We start from the raw sequence: 19,901 nt of genomic DNA, 5'->3' as shown, positions 1-19,901 counted from the left end.
GATTCGAATGTGATAATGTCTTTAGTAAATCGAACGTGAAAATGTCCCACTTGTTAGAAATTGGATCCAACTCAATAGAAACTGAATAGATGCTAAACAGAACTTACTTTAGAACACTCCATCTTTTCCATTAGGATTTTCAAGAATTAAACAATACTAGAAACTCTGTCTCCTAACAAGTTTAGTAGAAACTTCAACAGATGTGACACTTTCCCCCTTTATAATTGCTAATACCCCTTCAATCATTTCTTGAGCTAATTTAACATAATTAGGAGAAATTGTAGATAAAGCAGGAGTGTAATACTGTGAAATTGGAATATTATCAAATCCAACAACGGATATATTATCCGGAATCGCTATTCCTTTTTCGTAACACGCACGAATTAGTCCTTGAACTTTTTCATCGCCTGAAACAAATATAATATCTGGATAATTTCCAAAAGACAAATCATTCACAGCAAAGGAATAAACTGACTCTATTGTAGTTAAACCATAAACTACCTTCAAATCCATAGAATAATTATTATCCTTTAAAAAAGTTCTCACTCCTCTCTCTCGATCCTTATTTACATAAGACTCACCTCCCATAAGTAACCACATATCTTTAAAATTCTTTTCCAAAACTACTTTCATCATATCATAAGTAGCTTGAAAGTTATTGTTAGATACGTAAACTACTCCAGGTGTTTGAGACTCTCCAAAGACAATGAAAGGCATATTATTTTTCTTTAAATATTGGATTCGAATATCATTCTCCCCCTCATAAAAGACAATCACTCCATCTACAAGGCTACCAATACTTGAAATAATTGAATTACTAATCGAATCTTCCTCTCCAAAATATTCAACAATAGCATTTACTCCAAATTGTCTACAAGTTTGTAAAACTTTATCTAAAAGTGTTTGAAACCAGATTAAAGGAAAAGAATCAATCTTCTTCACAGATATTAAAATATTCGTGGTTTCTTTCTTCGTTAAATTCTGAGCATAGGCATTTGGAATATAGGATAACTCATCGATGACTTTTTTTATGGCATTATAAGTCTCAGGTTTTACTCTATTCCCTCCATTTATTACACGTGAAACTGTCTTTGGAGAAAAACCAGACAAACGTGCAATATCATATATCGTTACCTTTTTCCCTTTTTCCATTAAAATACTCCTGTCATAAACCTTCACTATAACTATACAATATTTAAATTATTTTAACAAGAAAATTACATTCTAATCTTTTAATCTAGTTTACATCTGGAGGAAATACTTCACTAAATCTACATTAACTTTCAGTACTAGTAACATAAATTTTACAATTCAATTCACTGTTTTGTACTATTTTGTAAACTGCATTACAAATCACCGGATAAGAAAATACACTACCTGAAAATTCCAAGGAATCATTTTCAGTAAATCCTTCTGTATTTAGAAATGTATTCATTATCTGTTCAATATAACACTCTAATATGGGAACAGCTTTCTCCTTAACAATAACATTTCTAAGCATTTCTTCAAATGGTAAATGACAAGCGAACACCATCTCACAAACATCATAAAATGAATGGAAGTGGTATACCTGTATGAGATTATAGTCATCAAAATAAGTTATTTTCCCTGCATCAAAATCCACTTTATATACTCTCAAATTAGTTAGATCCTTTTCTTCAAAAATTATTATGGACACCTCTAAAAACTACCGATTTTCTATTTTTATTGCTCAGAAAACGTTGATACATCAATGTTTAAAAGTATTGAAATTGAGTTTTTAGATGTGCCCTTATATTTCTTATTATTTAAAGAAAACAAAAGGACTAGAATAATCCGTCCCTTTGTTTATCCCTAGATTAGCTGATTTCCTCAACATAAATCACACCAACAATATTAGCAATTTCTTCCATTAGTTTAAGGTGCTCAAATCTACCTGATAATTCCAGAGTAATAAATGACGCGATTTTTTTGTCTGGAACATCAAAATATTCAATTCTTTCTGAATTAACATCTCCAAATGCAGTTCTAGAATCAGTCATTCTAATGCCATTCTCAGCACAGTATACTAGTACCCGATTATATGCCTCTGTAGATCTAACAACGATATACAATTCGATTATCTTTGAACGACTTTGAAGATATTTTTTTAAAGGTTGGAACATAGTTATAACACTCCAAACAGACATTGCTCCTAGTATGGCTCCTTCATAAAAACCAACACCAATAGCTAGACCGATTCCAGCTGAAGCCCATATTCCGGCTGCAGTTGTTAAACCAGTTATTTTCTTTTTATCTGTAATAAGTATTGTTCCAGCCCCAAGAAAACCAACACCTGATATAACCTGCGCACCTAAGCGTGTAGGATCTCCTGTACCAAATTTATAAGATACATACTCATTAGTCATCATAATTAAACATGCAGCCAGACAAACAATACTATGTGTACGAATACCTGCTGGTTGAGATTTACTTCCTCTCTCTAAACCAATTACACCACCAATAACTAATGAAAGTACAATTCTTAATACAATTTCGATATATGATAGTCCTAAGCTTGTTGCCTGCATTATTATTTCCTTTTTCTACTAGCTGGTCTCTGAGTAAAGTATAATACAGAACCAGAAATTATCATTAATACAATAGTATAAACGAATACAAGTGCTTGAGCATTTGAAGTTGCTGTTTCATCACCTGCTGAACGAATAGTTATACCCAGCGGTTGAGCTAATGGATGGTAAAGAAATACAGATAAGTCGAAGTCAGTTAATAAAGAGTTAAAGTTTAAAGCAATAACAGAGAGAACAACCGGTAAAATAAATGGAATGATAACCTTCATCATAGTATAAAAAGGTGAAGCACCCATACTTCTTGCTGCATCTTCCATCTCATCATCAACACTAAATAAAATAGCACGTACCATTCTATAAGAAAATGGGATTTTTACAACTATATATGCAATAAGTAGAATTACCAAACTACCTACCAAAATCTGATTAAAGACAAGAAATTGTGGCTGATTAAAAGTAAATAATAAACTTACTGCTAAAAGTGTACTTGGTAGTAACCAAGGGAGTAGAGCACCATATTCAAATAAGAAATCAAAGCGAGATTTATGTTTTCTGACAACACGAGCAAATACAACTGCTAGAATTGTTGCTGTTGTCGCAGCGATAATAGAATAAATAAAGCTGACCAAGAATGGAGAGAATGCCGCACTATTACTAAAGAATAAGCGATAATTTTCTAAAGTAAAGTTTGATAATGTTAAGTTTCCTGTTTGAATTGCAACTGGATCTGTAAATGAGTATAATACTATAAAAATTAGTGGAAGCATGAAAACTGTGAACAATCCATATGCTACAATGTGAGCAATGATATTCCAAGGCTTAGACGCAATTTTTTGTTTTTTAAGAGGCGCTTTAGTCTTAGAGATAGAAATATAATTTCCACCTTTTTCTATCTTATTCATGATAGTAAGCAAAATTGTAGTTGCAATACCTAAAATAATTGCAAGTAGGGCAGCTAAATCACGAGAATTCCCCATCCCTGCAAATGTAATAATCATTGGATTTATAGTTTGAAATTCTTTACCACCAACAATCATGGGTGCTGCTACTGCAGATAAACCACTAAGAAAAACCATGATAGTAAGTGCAAATAGAGTTGGAATTAAGGTTGGTAACACTACTTTTCGGAAAACAGTAAATGGTTTTGCTCCCATATTTCGAGCAGCCTCAATAGTGTGATAGTCAACGCTTCGAATTGTATTTGTTAAAAACAATGTATGATTAGCAGTTCCTGAAAATGTCATAATGAATAAGACTGCACCATACCCAATAAACCAGTTAGGGTCTAAAGAAGGGATAATATTTTGTAAAAATTTTGTAATCAATCCATACGGACCATAGACAAATTTATATCCAGTCGCTAAAACCACTCCTCCATAAATTAAAGAGGTCATATAACCTAATTTTAAAATTTTAGCACCTTTAATATCAAAGTATTCTGTAAATAGAACACAAAGAATACCTACGATATTAACTGTAATAATGAGTGAAAATGCCAACTTAAAACTGTTCATAATACTCTGAAGTGCCCTTTGAGATTTTAGAACACGATGTACAGCATCAAGGGAAAATTCTCCTCCTTTTACAAATACATTCACTACTAGATCAAAGTTTGGATAAATAATAAATGTTACTAAGAACCAGATTAACCCTAAACGAATAAGCCAATCTTTTAAATTTAATTTATGACGCATACTGCACCTCCTTAAAATTGCAGAACGTCTGATGGTGTGATAAATAATTCCACACTTTCTCCGACAGATCTAATAGCAGCCTGACTATCAATACTTGTTACATTAAGAATCTGACTTTCAGAAACTTTTATTGTATAGTGAATTGTAACTCCAGAAAACTCAACATCAATAATTGTCCCTTTTAGAATGAAATCTTGTTCAGTTTCACGATTGAATCGAACTTTCTCTAATCGAATGTATCCTTTTTTATCTTCTAAGAAAACGCTTGCATTTTTCAGTAATACTTCGTGGACTGTTTCATCGGTCAAAACATTAATATCGCCAATAAAATCACATACAAATTCAGTTTGAGAATTATGATAAATCTCTACAGGTGTACCGACCTGTTCGATGTATCCATTGTTAAAGACTGCAATTCTATCAGATAAAGTTAAGGCTTCCTCTTGGTCGTGAGTAACATATAAAGTAGTAATACCTAACTCTTTTTGAAGTCTTTTCAACTCTTTTCTCAAATCTACACGTAATTTTGCGTCAAGGTTTGACAATGGTTCATCTAGACAAAGAATTTTAGGTTCAAGAACCAGAGCACGAGCCAATGCTACCCTTTGTTGTTGACCCCCAGATAATTCTGATACATTACGCTGTAACTGTTGATCAGAGATCTTAATTTTTGCTGCTACTGCTGATACTTTAGCTTTAATAACATCTGGAGCTACCTTCTTAACTTTTAAACCAAATGCAATATTATCAAAAACAGTCATAGTTGGAAATAGCGCATAAGATTGAAATACAATACCAATTCCACGCTTTTCAGGTTCCAAATGAGTGACATTTGTTCCATTAACTTCAATACTTCCTGATGATGGATCTAGAAAACCTACCAATGCTCTCAAAGTAGTTGATTTACCACACCCTGAAGGCCCAAGAAATGTAAAGAATTCCCCTTCATGTATATCTAAATTTAGATTATCAATTGCAACAAAATCACCATATTTAATTTGAATATTATCAAATTTAATCATCTCACTAACTCCCTCTATTACTAAACCAAAAGCCTCTCTTTATTTCTTCCTTAAATTTAGAAATAATAGAGAGACTTGGACATAAAAATTAACTCTTATTTCTTATTGTACGTATTCTAATTCAGCTTTTTCTACCCATTCATCCAAATGTTTTCCAACAGCTTCCCAGTCAATATTTTGTGGTTTCACTTGATCAACAAATTTTTTCGTATCTTCAGGTAACTCTGTTAGGGCATCTTTATTTGCAGGAATAGATCCAAAGTTCTTACTATATTCTACTTGAATTTCTGATTGACCAAACCAATCAATAAATTCTTTAGCTAACGCTTGTTTTTTACTAGTGCTTAAAACCATAGTTTGTTCAGTTACAAATGGTACACCAATCTCAGGAGTCATAACTTTGAAAACAACATTTTGTTCTTTTTGTCCAACTAATGCACCAGAACCCCACATCATTCCATATTGTATTGGATCTTCTTTGTCTAACATCTTAACAATTGAACTTTCTCCCTTTTGAAGAGTGTATGCATTTTTCAAATATTCTTTTGCTGCTTCCCAACCTTTTTCGGAAACACCTAATTCACCTTTATCATCAAGGTATCGAACTAAGATACTTGCTAGAATTGCCCGTCCTGTACCACCTTGAAGACCAGAAATTGAATATTTACCTTTATACTTACTACCTAATTCAGTCCAATCTTTAGGCATTTCTTTTACATCAGGCGCCCCAATTAAAACTAATGGTTGAACAATCACAGGATTATAATAATTATCTTTATCTGATAAAGATTGATCAATTTTATCTAACCATTTAGGCTTGTACTGGACTAGTAATTTTTGATCTCTAATTTTATTTGAATCAACAGCACCAATTCCAAATACCATATCTGCAACTGCATTATTCTTCTCGGCAATAACACGGTCTGCTAATTGAGCGCCAGGAATATCAACCATTTTTATATTAAAACCAGCTTCTTTTGCTTTAGCAGTTAACCAATCACCACGACCATTTGAAACTGAGTTCGAATAGATTACTAATTCTTGACTTTTATCAGCTTTTTCTTCAGATGAAGAAGCAGTCGTAGAATTTGAACCTCCAGAGCAAGCAGCAAGTGTAGTAAGAGCAACTCCCGTTGCAAGTACAGTAGACCAAATTTTCATTTTTTTCATGATAAGTTCTCCTTTTTTATTATTTTATTTAAATTTTTCGTGATATGGAACAAATTGTCTCATATCTTCAAATACAGTATAGTCAATACGGTTTACAGTAATAGTTGGAATCTTCTCTAATAAGATTTCAGTTAATTCTGCTCTGACTTTAGTAAACTCTTCTTCCTCCTCTTCGGTTAGAGGAATCCGAAGATATCCAATTGAAATATGGAATTGATATCTATCATGATTAGGGAAACGAACACCTGCTTTTTCTGAAACATAAGTACGAATTTCTTCTAATCTCTTTGCAGAAGCTTCATCTGCAGGTTCAACTAGTATGTTTTGTTTTCCCATTTCAGTCACACGCATATGAATTTCTTCATTTAACAATGGAAAAATTTCAAGTTGTTTAGCAAAGTAATCATGTATTTTCTGTAAAGGTGTATCTAAAGGAAGATTACTGCTCCAAAACTCCGTTTCACGATTTTCATGGCACAACAATTCAATTACAGTCATGTGAATAGAATTCCTTGGAGTTAAAGTGAACTTATCAATAAATGGTAATTCTCTATAACGTGATTGAATAATATCAACAACTTCCATCAAATCTTGTTTAGTATAAAGATTTGCTACAACAGTATTTCCTGGAAAATGATTAAATTCTCCATTTTCTTTGAACTTAATTTTTGTTAGGTTTTTCATATAAAGACCCTCTTTTTTATATTTGACACCGGTGTCATCTATGCTTATATTATATAACGAAACCGTTTACTTTGTCAAGCGCTTTCAAAAATTTTTTAAAAAAAATTTATCTTTCATTAAATATGCATTTCATTAAAAGGTTAAGTAATTTTTCCAAAATACAGCACTCATATAGACAGTATCATCAATTATAGCCATTGGGATTTTTTGATTGCCAATTCCATGTATCTCTACACATGTCTTCAATCGATTTTGTTGTCCTCCAATTTAATTCCTTATATGCTTTGTCTGCATTTGCATAACAAGTTGCAACGTCTCCTGAACGTCTTGGAACTATTTTATAAGGAATAGGGATCTTATTAACACTTTCAAATGTATTTACTAGTTGTAATACACTAGTTCCTTCTCCCGAGCCTAGGTTATAGATATAAACATCTGTTTTTTCAGATACTTTTTCTAAAGCTTTTATATGTCCTATTGCTAAATCTACTACATGGATATAATCGCGCACACCAGTACCGTCAAGCGTATCATAATCATTTCCGAACACACTTAGTTCTGACAGCTTACCTACCGCTACTTGTGCAATATAGGGCATCAAGTTGTTAGGAATTCCTGAGGGATCTTCCCCAATCAAACCAGACTCATGAGCACCAATTGGATTGAAATAACGAAGCAACGCAATACTCCATTCTGAGTCTGCCACATGAACATCTTTTAAAATTTGCTCAAGCATCACTTTCGTATACCCATAAGGATTTGTAGCACTTGTTTGCATTGTCTCAATTAGTGGTGACTGATTGTTAATTCCATATACAGTCGCACTTGAAGAAAAGACAATCTTTTTAACATTAAATTCTGACATCACTTCAACAAGTGCCAATGTACTCATAATATTATTTTTGTAGTACATCACAGGCTTTTGCACGGATTCTCCGACAGCTTTATAACCTGCAAAATGAATTGCAGCATCAATCGATTCTTGTTCAAATACCTTTCTCAATGCTTGTTTATCACAAACATCTAATTCGTAAAACACGGGACGTATTCCTGTAATTGCTTCAATACGGTCTAGCACCAAGATGCTAGAGTTCGAAAGGTTGTCGACAATGATAACTTCCTTTCCTAAATTTAGTAATTCTACTACGGTATGGCTACCAATATAACCAGCTCCGCCTGTTACCAATATTGCCATTTGGGTTTCCTCCTAATTAATTCCAACCGACTTAACAAATCTCATAAACGCTTCATGCCCAGACGGTGTATTCTTATAAACTCCTGCATCTTCCAGAACTCTCGCAAACACTTGTCCTACTTCGTGTTGAACTACGCTATTAACCTCTTCTTTATTAATGCGAGGATATTTTTCTTTCAATTGGTCGGCCCATTCTAAATGATAATCCGCAATTGCGTTATCCTCTCCTAAAAGATATTTTCCAACTTCTTCTAACTCTGGTTTCAAACGAGGTGGTAATATCGCAAGTCCCATCACTTCGATTAACCCGATATTTTCCTTTTTAATATGTTGTACATCTTGATGAGGATGGAAAACACCATCTGGGTATTGTTCAGTAGTATGATTATCTCTTAGAACAATATCTAATTCATATCTCCCGTCCACTTTACGAGCAATAGGAGTCACCGTATGGTGTGGGACATCTTCAGTCATAGCAATGATGTCTACTTCTAAATCTGAATATTCTCTCCACTTATTTAGAATTTTAGTAGCTAAATCTAACAAGCGATTTTTATTTTCACTTTGTAACCTAATTACTGACATTGGCCATTTTACAATACCAGCATTAACATCCTCAAAGTCTTTAAAACGAAATTCACTCTCAAATTTTGCTTTTTCCATTGGGAAAATATGTTTCCCTCCCTGGTAGTGGTTATGACTAAGAATGGAGCCTCCTGAGATAGGAAGATCAGAATTTGAACCAGCAAAATATCCTGGCAAAATATCAACAATCTCCAATAATTGTTCAAATGTTTTAGAGGTAATAGCCATTGGTACATGTTGACTATTTAAAAATATCGCATGCTCATTAAAGTATGAGTAGGGAGAATACTGGAATCCCCATACTTCGTCACCAAGTTTCAACCGAATAATTCTATGATTCGAACGTGCTGGATAATTTATTCGCCCCTGATATCCTTCATTTTCCATACATAGTAAACATTTGGGATAATTAGTTGCTTTTACTAATTTTTCAGCAGCAATTGTTTTTGGATCTTTTTCGGGTTTTGACAAATTTATCGTAATCTCTAGCTCTCCGTATTTAGTTGATGCTCTAAATTCAATATTCTTAGCAATAGCAGAAGTTTTAATATAATCACTATCTTTACTTAACTTATAAAACTCTTCAACTGCTTCTTGAGGTGATATATCATATGAACTCCAAAAAATATCATTTAATCGACTAGGTAAAGGAACTATGAAATTCATTAACTCTGCTCCTAAACATTCCTTTTCCTCGATTAAATCTTTAATTTTACCGTTTTTTAAGGCGATTTCCACTAAGTAATCTTTTATTTGTTTCAGGTCATTTTCATCGGAAATGCGATCAGTTCCCTCCTCACCTATTAACGCTAGTACTCTATTTTTCACATATATTTTGTCAATTTCATTATACATTCCGTATTCAATTACTCTATCAACAAAATTATCAATAATTGTTTTCATATATTTTTCTTTCTAATTTATGTTCCCATATTTTCTATACATTATCCATTTATAAATTGATTGCGTAGTATGAGCAATTTTATCAAGGTGATGAATAATATCCAAAGCACCAATTACTTCAGAAACGTTCCCATCATCTTCAAATATATAATTCATTATTTTCTTTTCAATATTTATACTAAGCTCTTCTATCTCATTCTGTTTTTGTATAACAACCATATCTAAACATCCAGATTGTTCCTCTCTATAACAAGATATAGCCCTATTCATATGCAGTCCGATAACTTCATGAAGTATTTTTATTTCTGAAATAATTTTCTTCAAAATTTCATTATTTTGAATAATCTGTAGATTTTTTAAAATTTCAACAATTCTATCCCCAATACGTTCAATGTCAGTTGATATTTTTATTACACTAATAATTCTTCTTAAGTCATATGAAACAGGATGTTGTAAACAAATTAACTCATATCCTTTTTTATCAATATTTAGAACTGACTCATTTATGATTAAATCTTCTTTAATCAATTCTACTCGTTCTTCATTTGATAAATATTCAAATAACTTCTCATATTTATCAAGCACAGATACCCAAATGGTCTCTAAATTATTTGATAATTCTATAATTTCATTTTCTAAATATAACCTTAACATTTAGGTACCTCTTCTTAACAAAGTTCAATAGTAACAATTAATATTTTAAACAATATATCAAACATCAATAACTAGAATACTTGCATCATCCTTCTTTCCATAGATTGGATCAATAGCAGAAGAATTAAATCTCATCTTAATTAACTCTTCAAAAGTTTTATTTTGATTATTTTGATAGAATTCATAAAAGCCATCGCTCATTAAAACAATTTGTTCACTAGTAACATCTATTTGATTAATAATAGCATAGTCTAAAAATCTCTCATCCAACGAACCTATCCAGTACCCACTCGGTTGATTAGATAATTTTCTGATTTTTTGTAAAATAATTTTTTTATTTAAAACACTATTTGTACCAATTGAGTCTTTTATCTCATTTTTCCCTTTTTCAAATAAGTTATCTACTCTATGATCAGTTATTTCCATTTCGTTTACTAACATGACGCAGTCACCTAGCATCATATACTCCAACTTTTTTTCTGAAAGTTTAGCAAATATAAAAGCAAATGTTGGTAAGCGATAATACTCTGTTAATTCATATGAGTTTAAACCGATTTCATCTTTAACCTCGAGTAAAGCAGTTTCAAATATTTGTTTAAGAGTTTTTGATTCTTTACAATTAACCGACAAACTTTCTGATAAAATATGTACAACTTCTGAGACTGAATAACCTATCTCCTCTTTAGAATTATATAAATCTGTAGCTCCATCGATAATCCAAAAATACTGATTTTGTGAACCTACAGCATCCTCATTTTCTACGGAACTTCCTTGTATCGAACAAATTTTATTTATCTTTGCCATAATACTTCAACCCTTTTAGTGTCAAAAGTAAACCAATTCCTGTCACTGTTAAGAATAGTTCCATAATCTTGTTCGAACCAGTCTTTGGTAATTTTTGTTTTACCTCTACTATTTCTTTAGATTTATTAATATGATTTTCAGTTTCTCTGCCATCTCCAACTATTTTATGGTTCACTTCTTCTATCTTATTATCTTGTTTATTGTCGATCTTGTCATTAATTTGTCTATTATCTTTACTTGAGTTAAACTCTCCTTTCTTCTGGTTACTATCAATTACATTATTTGAATTAGATTGTTTTTCATGCACATATGAACTTGTTTTAAATTTTTCCTCTTTGTTTTTTTCTTTTTCGTTTTTATCACTTAAGTTATTTGTTACAATTTTGTAAAGCCCATTCTCCGTTACAATATTGAAATTACCATCGCTATCACGTATAACTGGTTCTTTCCCATTTGCATTAGATTTGATGAATGATATATACTTACCGGATAAATTATAAAATTGGTTATTTAAAACGGTTATTTTACCCTTTGAATCCTCAATAACAATTCCTTCTTTACCACCGAATATACTATTCTCTGAGACTACTAAATTATCACTAACTCGTAATAATTCAATATTTGGTTGTTCTGTTTCCTTAGAATTATTATTAATTACATTTTTTGTTACAGTAATATCTGATACTTTTCCTAAATATTCTGCACTATCTTTTGCTACTCTAATAGCCTTTGTTTTAGGATCAGAAATATAAAATGTATTTTCAGTAATAACGACTTTCTTATTTAAATCAAGTTCATCTTTTACATTTTTATAACTAAAAGCATTTATTAAGGCTGCACCATTTTCTCTATAATGTACACTTTCTCCTTTTACTTTCTTATCAAATCTATTTCCTTTAATTAAAATATCAGTAAATCCAGTAAAACGTACACCAGAATACATCATGTTATCAAAATGATTATTTAAAATTTTAATATTAGAGGGGTTCTGTGTCGACAATGTTTGATAGTGTGTACCAATTGCTGTTACTAATTCTCCAGATTTATCACTTTTACCAAAATAGGAATTTTGAATAGTCACATTTTCAGATTTTTTCCCATCATCATTCAAGGCATAAGGAAAACCTTTTCTAGTTAATGGTTCAATCTGAATGCTCTCCTTACTTATGATTTGCCCATCCTTCATCGTTTTGGGTAAGGCTTGCCCAAGAAAACGAGAATTATCAACTAATACATTTTTCGAACCTGCAATTTGAATAGCATGCCCTTGATAACTATCCTTGAATGTTACATTTTTTATAGTTACGTTATTTGAATTCCCAATAGCAAATGCACCTGAAGAATTTATAAGTGGTAGATTTTTTGCTTTAGTTCCTTCTTCATTCAAAGCACCGTTCATATCAATAGTACCACCAGAATAACTAATATCTTCTGTTGGGCCCCATTCTACTTGCGCACCATCATCCGTAAATAAACCTGTCATAAAAACAATAGAAGGGTGATTCTTAATATTTATACCATTTAGAATGGTAGCTTTCTCATTCAATTCTAAGTGTGTATGACTTTTTAAAAAAACAATTTCTTTTACTAAATAAGTTCCTTCCGGAAAATATACATTTCCTCCACCTAGCCCTTGAGCTGCAGCATCTATTGCATCTTGAATTGCTTGTCGATCATCATTAACCCCGTCACCTATTGCTCCATAATCTTTAACATTCAAAGCTACGTGTTCGTTCAGATTAGTACTTAAAATAGTATTCACTTCCATCCCAGAGATGTTACCCATCATAGTATCATTTGTTATATCAGGTTTATTTTGATTAATACTCACTCCTCCATTATTATCAGTACTTAAACTTGAATTGTTATCAAGACTGAGAGTATCAGGATGGGGTTCCGCAGATAATGATGTAGATGTGCTACTCAACAAAGAGTTCATTTGCATATTATCTTTAGACGAAGAAGTTTCACCAACTACTTCATTAGCTAAAACACTTTGTGTTCCAATAAATAAAACCGCTAAGAGAACTGAGCAAACTCCCACCTTAGACTTACGAATAGAGAAAACCTCATTTTGTTGAAAAGATTTCATATTAGCCTCCAATTAAAAACATTATGTCCTAATTTAATATTCATATAAATTCCATGCCAGAAAATGACACCGCTGTCATTTTCTTTATAATATATTTTTAAATCAAAATTGTCAAGGAATAACACAATAAAATATCAAAATTGTGAAAGCGTGACCATTTATATATCTAACCATACTTCTAATAATTCTTTAACCTTCCATTCAAAAGTGATTACTATCTTTCTTAGCTTGAACATAAAAATATCCTATTCACTGTATTTAAAGCATGTTGACATCTCGTAAAATACTAATTTATAAATACAAGAACAAATATCTTGTCATGCAAGCATTCGCCAGGTATATTTACATGAATATCGTTCATATAGCGGATTGAAATCAAAACAATACAATATATTTCTTAAATAGATTTTCTATAAAAGCTAGATTCAAGCTCTATAAAAATAGACGCAGTTCTTCTAAAATACTGGAATAGGACATATAAATCATTGTAGACACGTGTTTTATAGATTATTTCAAAAGAATGACTAGAACATGAAAAATAGTCTCAAAACTTTGAACAATATTCTGAAAACAAAAAAGAAAGACGCGAGTTTCCACAACCTCATCGTGGAAACTCGCGTCTTTCAAAAAATAGGGTGAATTGAAAACTAGAACAAGACACTACATTTTCTAAATGATGCCTAATAAAAATTCTAAATGCTACACCAAATTGCTCACATCTCATTTCAAACCATACAGTATATTGAAACTATAAGAGTACACCTTTGCTTCTAAAATATTGCTAGAAAATAATTTGACTATCCTGATTGATTTGTCCTGTTTTTATTTCATTTTACTATAGGACTTTCAATTGAAAACAACAGTTTTACACTCAATTAGACTTTTTAGAAACAGAATCACTATTACTTGACTGTAGTTTGTCATTTTTTTGATGAAGCTAGTACTTTTTCAGAAACTGTTTTGAAAGTCTCAATGATATAGTCCACTTCTTCATCGCTTAATTTAGTGTGAAGAGGGAGCGTAATTTCATTTTCAAAGAAGGCATAGGCCTTAGGATAATTCGCCATATCAAAGCCAAGATTCTTATAGGCTGTCAAGAGCGGAAGCGGTTTGTAGTGAACGTTACTTGCAATTCCTGCTTTGGCCAATTCTTGGATGATAAGATTGCGTTCTTCTAAACTCGCTCCTTCTACATGGGTGATGTAGAGGTGGCGTGAAGATTCGACAGTTTCAGTCTTGTGTGCCAAAGGATGGATGCGAGAACCTGCAAAACCACGATCATAGCGGTCCACAATGTCCTTACGACGTTGCAACAAACTTGGGTAACGATCCAATTGTACTAGACCAAGGGAAGCCATAATATCTGTCATGTTGCACTTGTAGGCAGGGGTTACGATGTCGTATTCCCATGAACCCAATTGCATCTTGGCAAGAGCATCCTTTGTTTGACCATGAAGGGAAAGAATTTGAAATTCCTTGTACATCTCTTCGTCGTCAATCGCTGGATTGGCTTTCCAAGTCGCACTTCCACCTTCGGCAGTTGTAAAGTTCTTAACAGCATGGAATGAGAAGGAAGTAAAGTCAGAGATAGAACCAGCAGGTTGTCCTTTATAAGTAGATCCCAAAGCATGGGCGCTATCAGAAACAATCACAATACGGTTAAAGACTTTTTGCCACTTGCTTGAAGCGGTAAAGAGGTCACGTTTTTTCTCCACAACTTGGAACAAACGGTCATAGTCGCAAACAATCCCTGCAAGCTCTACTGGAATGATTACCTTGGTCTTTTCTGTAATAGCTTGCTCAAGCTGGTCATAGTCCATCTCAAACGTATCTGCTTGGATATCTACCATGACAGGTGTTGCTCCTACGTGAGTGATAACACTACATGAGGCTGTATAGGTCATGGCTGGAACGATGACTTCATCACCAGGCCCCACTTCCAAGACGCGCAAAATTAACTCCAGAGCGGCAGTCGCAGAGTTGAGGCAGACAGTCTTGGGCGTCTGTGTGTATTGAGACAAGCGACGCTCCAGTTCTTTTGTCTTAGGACCTGTTGTGATCCAACCAGAACGCAGGGTATCCGCTACTTCAGCAATTTCTGCTTCCGTAATATCGGGTGGTGAAAATGGAATATTGTAATTTGGCATTGATTTGCTCCTTTTATCTGTACTCATTTTCTCATGACTACTCTATTTTAGCACTTCAAACACGGTTTGAAACATGATTTTGATGTCTCCAAGGAAACTAAATTCTCGGAGATAAGAAAGGTTATAGCGCATCTTTTCAGGAAGGACATGTTCGACATAGGCCTGGTCAACCGACAGGCCTTTTTCGGTCATTTGACTGATAATCGTATCCTCATCCTTGTAGTTGATGCTGGCTGGAGAGGTAATCCCTGCTGGCAAAAGCAAGGTTGCCATCATTTCAGGGCTATACTGCTCTGTGTAACGTGGCACTTCAGGTCGTGTACCGACAAAGGACATTTCGCCTTTAAGGACATTGACCAGCTGAGGCAGTTCGTCCAAACGCACACGGCGGATGAAATTGCCAACCTTGGTAATGCGGCTATCGTTAGCAGAAGTCACCAAACTTCCTTTTTTGTCTGCATCCGTCACCATGGTACGGAACTTCCAAATCTTGAAAGGTCGATTGTACTGGGTCACGCGCTCTTGCTTGTAAATCACTGGCCCCTTGCTATCCAACTTGATCCAAATGCTCAAGATGAGAAAGATGGGAGAGGTCAGAACCAGTACGACCAAGGCTAGAACCCAGTCCAAGCAACGCTTGAAAATCAGCGACCCCTTCCTTTTAGAGACAAGCTGGTAGTAAGACTCAACCTCGCTTGATTTCATTTCCACGGGCAAGTCTTCCCATTTCAGCATGCTGTTTCTCCTTTGTTTTTATTATACTATTTGTCAACATTTTTCATTATACCACAAAATGGAAAAGGCGGTGAAAGAAATCTGTAATTTGAAGGATTTCCTTCTTTTACTCAATTAAAATCAAAGTACAGCTTTGAGGTTGTGTATAGAGTTGACCTGCTTTGAATAGATTTTCAAAGGTTATTAGGACATGGCCCCTGCCTGCAAGCTATACATCTTGTGATAGGTTCCTCCCAAGGCCAAGAGTTCCTCATGGATTCCGCTCTCAATGATGCGCCCCTTGTCCAATACGTAGATACAGTTGGCGTCTTGGATGGTCGAAAGGCGGTGGGCAATGGCAATGGTTGTCCGTCCCTGTCTCATCTTAGCCAGAGAAGCTTGAACCAAACTTTCTGTTTCAGAGTCAATATTGGCTGTCGCTTCATCCAAAATCAGAATTTTAGGCTGACTGGCGACTGTTCTGGCAAAGGCAAGAAGCTGACGCTGACCTGTTGAAAAACTGGAGCCACGCTCAGAAACAGGGGCGTCATATCCCTGAGGAAGTTCTTGAATAAAGGAATCTGCATCCACGAAGCTAGCTGCGTCCTTTACCTGCTCATCACTGATTTCTTGGTACATGGCGATATTGGACTTAATGGTCCCATGATAGAGGAAGGGATCCTGCAATACTAAACCGATGTTTTTTCTCAACTCTTCCTGACTGTAGTTCCTAATATCCACATCATCCAAGAGAACTCTCCCTGATTGAAATTCATAAAAGCGCATGAGGACATTGATAATAGACGATTTCCCAGAACCTGTATGCCCTACAAAGGCAATGGTCTCACCCTTATTAACCGAAAAGGAAATATCATCCAGAATCGGATGTTTTCCATCATAAGAGAAACATACATGTTCAAAACGGATATTGCCTTCTTTGATCACGGCCTGTCCATTTTCTTGAAGAGGCTCATAGGTTCTCTCGTCAATCAAGGCAAATACACGACCTGCAGACACCATGGAAGTTTGAAGGGTCGAAAAATTTTGCGTCACTTCAATCAGGGGATCAAAGAGACGATTGATATACTGGATAAAGGCATACATAGTTCCTGCCGTTATTCCCAGATAAAGTCCACGATAGCCAAAATAGGCCATCAAGACAGCATAACCTAAAAGTTTCAGCAAACTCATGGCAGGTCTCAAAAAGAGGGCATCCAAGGCTACAGAACGGTTGGCATAGACCAAGTGTTCTCGGTTGATCTCATCAAATTCCGCCTGCAGGCGCTTCTCTTGATTAAAGGCCTGGATAATCCTGATTCCCTCGATGTTTTCAGCCAGCTTGCTATTGATATCTGACAAGAGACTTCTGGTTTTCTCAATGATTTTCACTGATTTTTTCCGATAGAGATTGACCAAAAGGAAAATCAAGGGGAGAAAGAGCAAGACTAATGCTGTCAAACGAAAATCCAATACCAACATGGTATAAAGAGTTGTCAGAAAGATGAAAACTGCTGAGATAAAGCTAGATAAAATCCCTGAAAACATATCGCTGATAGTCTCGGTGTCATTTGTCAAACGAGAGACGATAGAGCCTGCTGGCGTCTTGTCAAAGTAAGACATGCCTAGTTTCTCCATATTGGCAAAGGCATCCCGACGAATATCCCTAACAATACTGTAGGACACGCGCGCAAAGAGAAGATTACCGACATACTGGACTAGAGTTTGTAGGATATAAAGACCATAGTAGACCAGCAAAACGGTTACAGCGAGTTGGTTGAGATTGCTGAGATACTGGTCGATAAAGTGGGAAGCCACAAGGGGAATGACACTTTTAATGACCGTCGTCGCTAGGAGAAAACTGAGTGCCAAAAAGGTAAGGAGTCCATAAGGTTTGAGATAGGACATCAAGCGCTTCAATACAGCCCATTGTTCTTTCTTATTCTGCATCTTCTTCTCCTTTCATTTCCAACTGCTGAGACTGGTAGGTTTGGGCATACCAGCCATCCAAAGCTAGCAAGTCTTCGTGCCTGCCCCGTTCGATAATTTGGCCGTTTTGCAGGACTAAGATCAGATCTGCATGGACAACTGCACTGAGGCGATGAGCCGTGATAATGGTTGTCTTGTCCTTACGCGTTTCCTTGAGGTTGTCGATGATCGCATACTCTGTCTTGGCATCTACGGCGGACAAGGAATCATCTAAAATCAAGATATCAGGGTCTAAAATCATCGCCCGACTCATGGCCAGACGCTGCTTTTGACCTCCAGAAAGACTGACTCCCTTTTCACCAATCAACGTATCAAATCCCTGAGGCATGTCTACAATGTCTTGGTAAACTTGAGCTAGCTTAGTCGCTTCCTCGACCGCTGAAAGAGGCAATTTAGGATTTCCAAAGCGAATATTGTCTAATATTGAAGTCGCAAAGAGAAACTGGTCCTGAGGGACGTAGCCCATGAGACTGCGAAGGTCTGTCAGACGATAGTCACGAATATCGTGGCCATTCAGATAAATGGCTCCCTTATCCACATCGTATTCACGCAAGAGGAGCTTGATCAAGGATGTTTTCCCAGAGCCTGTCTGCCCAACCAAGCCCAGGGTTTGCCCTTTTTCTAAACTAAAGTGAATATCCATCAGTGTTTCCTCATTTTCAAAGGCAAAGCTGTCAATATCGTACTGCAAGCGCCCGTTTTCAATGCCATCTAAAGGAAACTCAGGGTCTTGTACAGGTGATTCCTGAGACAAAAGATCCTCAATCCGTTGGTAAGAAACCTTCCCTCGCTGAGTGGTATTAAAGAGGAAGCCGATGGCCATAAGAGGCCAAACTAGCATATCCAAGTAGCTGATAAAGGTAACTAGATTCCCAACCGTTATTTGCCCTTTCTGAACCATCAAGGAGCCGACCAAAAGCGTTAAAACATAGGAGGAACCAACAAACAAGAGAACCATAGGGTCAAAGAGACTATCGTATTTCATGGTTTGGAGGTTCTTTTGGAAGGTCAATTCATTGACTGCCTGAAAGGACTTCAACTCGTCCGCCTGATACCCGAAAGATTTGGTCACTTTGATACCTGATACGGACTCTTGTACCTTGTTATTGAGTTCGGAAAAGGCTGCCTGTGATTCACCAAAGGCCTTGTGGGTCTTTCTCCCTAAACGGCTAGTCGCATAGGCCATAAAAGGCAGGGGCAGAATGGCAACTAGCGTCATTTGCCATGAAATGCTAAAAAGCATGGTTAGCAAGGTCACCAGCGCCGTGATAGAGGCATCCACCGCAGACATGACACCGCCACCTGCGAGACGGGTTAAGGCATTGATATCGTTGGTTGCGTGTGCCATCAGGTCCCCCGTCCGATAGGTTTGATAAAAGGCTGGAGACATTTTTGTGAAATGCTCAAACAAGCGAGACCGCATAATCTGCCCCAGACGGTAGGAAGTCCCAAGGATATACATCCTCCAAACATAGCGCAGATAGTACATCCCAAAGGCCGCAAGTAGCAAGTAAAATAGGTCAAGAAGGAGGTCCTGCTGGGTTAATTGCTCCGAAGTAATGGCATCAATAACCCGCCCCATAACCATAGGTGGAATGAGATTGAGGACGGAAACCAAGACCAGGGCCACAATCCCAACTAGATAACGGCGTTTTTCTAACTTGAAAAACCACCAAAGTTTTTGAATAATGGACATAAAATC

Annotated in this window: 15 protein-coding genes; all 15 read right to left on the bottom strand. The window is 35.3% G+C overall.

Features of this window, described 5'->3' with window-relative positions; translation table 11 throughout:
- Window positions 1-156: 156 nt before the first annotated feature.
- Window positions 157-1,152 (bottom strand): LacI family DNA-binding transcriptional regulator, encoded by a 996-nt coding sequence (locus tag SP4011_RS02435; RefSeq protein ID WP_000410752.1) that lies wholly within the window; start codon window positions 1,150-1,152, stop codon window positions 157-159.
- Between the two features lie 686 nt (window positions 1,153-1,838).
- Window positions 1,839-2,549, bottom strand: a complete 711-nt coding sequence (locus SP4011_RS02430; RefSeq protein WP_001149044.1) for an MgtC/SapB family protein — start codon at window positions 2,547-2,549, stop codon at window positions 1,839-1,841.
- Between the two features lie 2 nt (window positions 2,550-2,551).
- Window positions 2,552-4,243: an iron ABC transporter permease gene (locus tag SP4011_RS02425; RefSeq protein ID WP_338619709.1), complete on the bottom strand. Its 1,692-nt coding sequence runs from the start codon at window positions 4,241-4,243 to the stop codon at window positions 2,552-2,554.
- Window positions 4,244-4,254: 11 nt separating this feature from the next.
- Window positions 4,255-5,265, bottom strand: coding sequence for an ABC transporter ATP-binding protein (locus tag SP4011_RS02420; protein WP_049523867.1), 1,011 nt, complete (start codon window positions 5,263-5,265; stop codon window positions 4,255-4,257).
- Between the two features lie 102 nt (window positions 5,266-5,367).
- The gene (locus SP4011_RS02415) at window positions 5,368-6,435 is read right to left on the bottom strand and encodes an extracellular solute-binding protein (protein WP_338619708.1); all 1,068 of its coding nucleotides are present in this window, start codon (window positions 6,433-6,435) and stop codon (window positions 5,368-5,370) included.
- Window positions 6,436-6,459: 24 nt separating this feature from the next.
- The gene (locus tag SP4011_RS02410) at window positions 6,460-7,119 is read right to left on the bottom strand and encodes a DUF1868 domain-containing protein (RefSeq protein ID WP_338619706.1); all 660 of its coding nucleotides are present in this window, start codon (window positions 7,117-7,119) and stop codon (window positions 6,460-6,462) included.
- Between the two features lie 184 nt (window positions 7,120-7,303).
- Entirely contained in the window at window positions 7,304-8,314 is a 1,011-nt protein-coding gene (gene galE, locus SP4011_RS02405; protein WP_000996560.1) for a UDP-glucose 4-epimerase GalE, read from the bottom strand.
- Between the two features lie 12 nt (window positions 8,315-8,326).
- Window positions 8,327-9,802, bottom strand: a complete 1,476-nt coding sequence (gene galT / locus SP4011_RS02400; protein WP_050206830.1) for a UDP-glucose--hexose-1-phosphate uridylyltransferase — start codon at window positions 9,800-9,802, stop codon at window positions 8,327-8,329.
- 12 nt (window positions 9,803-9,814) lie between these two features.
- Window positions 9,815-10,456: a phosphate signaling complex PhoU family protein gene (locus SP4011_RS02395; RefSeq protein WP_138700835.1), complete on the bottom strand. Its 642-nt coding sequence runs from the start codon at window positions 10,454-10,456 to the stop codon at window positions 9,815-9,817.
- 57 nt (window positions 10,457-10,513) lie between these two features.
- Window positions 10,514-11,260, bottom strand: coding sequence for a protein phosphatase 2C domain-containing protein (locus SP4011_RS02390; protein WP_338619701.1), 747 nt, complete (start codon window positions 11,258-11,260; stop codon window positions 10,514-10,516).
- Entirely contained in the window at window positions 11,244-13,352 is a 2,109-nt protein-coding gene (locus SP4011_RS02385) for a glycosyl hydrolase family 28-related protein (protein ID WP_338619700.1), read from the bottom strand. Before SP4011_RS02385 ends, SP4011_RS02390 begins: the two co-directional genes overlap by 17 nt.
- A 920-nt stretch (window positions 13,353-14,272) precedes the next feature.
- Window positions 14,273-15,499 (bottom strand): DegT/DnrJ/EryC1/StrS aminotransferase family protein, encoded by a 1,227-nt coding sequence (locus SP4011_RS02380; RefSeq protein WP_338619699.1) that lies wholly within the window; start codon window positions 15,497-15,499, stop codon window positions 14,273-14,275.
- Between the two features lie 42 nt (window positions 15,500-15,541).
- Entirely contained in the window at window positions 15,542-16,234 is a 693-nt protein-coding gene (locus SP4011_RS02375; protein WP_125451821.1) for a sugar transferase, read from the bottom strand.
- A gap of 183 nt (window positions 16,235-16,417) precedes the next feature.
- Window positions 16,418-18,160: an ABC transporter ATP-binding protein gene (locus SP4011_RS02370; protein WP_338619696.1), complete on the bottom strand. Its 1,743-nt coding sequence runs from the start codon at window positions 18,158-18,160 to the stop codon at window positions 16,418-16,420.
- Window positions 18,150-19,895, bottom strand: coding sequence for an ABC transporter ATP-binding protein (locus SP4011_RS02365; RefSeq protein ID WP_338619694.1), 1,746 nt, complete (start codon window positions 19,893-19,895; stop codon window positions 18,150-18,152). Before SP4011_RS02365 ends, SP4011_RS02370 begins: the two co-directional genes overlap by 11 nt.
- Window positions 19,896-19,901: the final 6 nt, after the last annotated feature.

Origin of the sequence: Streptococcus parapneumoniae (assembly GCF_037076355.1) — a bacterium.
Lineage (GTDB): Bacteria > Bacillota > Bacilli > Lactobacillales > Streptococcaceae > Streptococcus > Streptococcus parapneumoniae.
The sequence above is the reverse complement of the archived record's forward strand: the minus strand, read 5'-3'. Positions and strand labels throughout refer to the sequence as shown.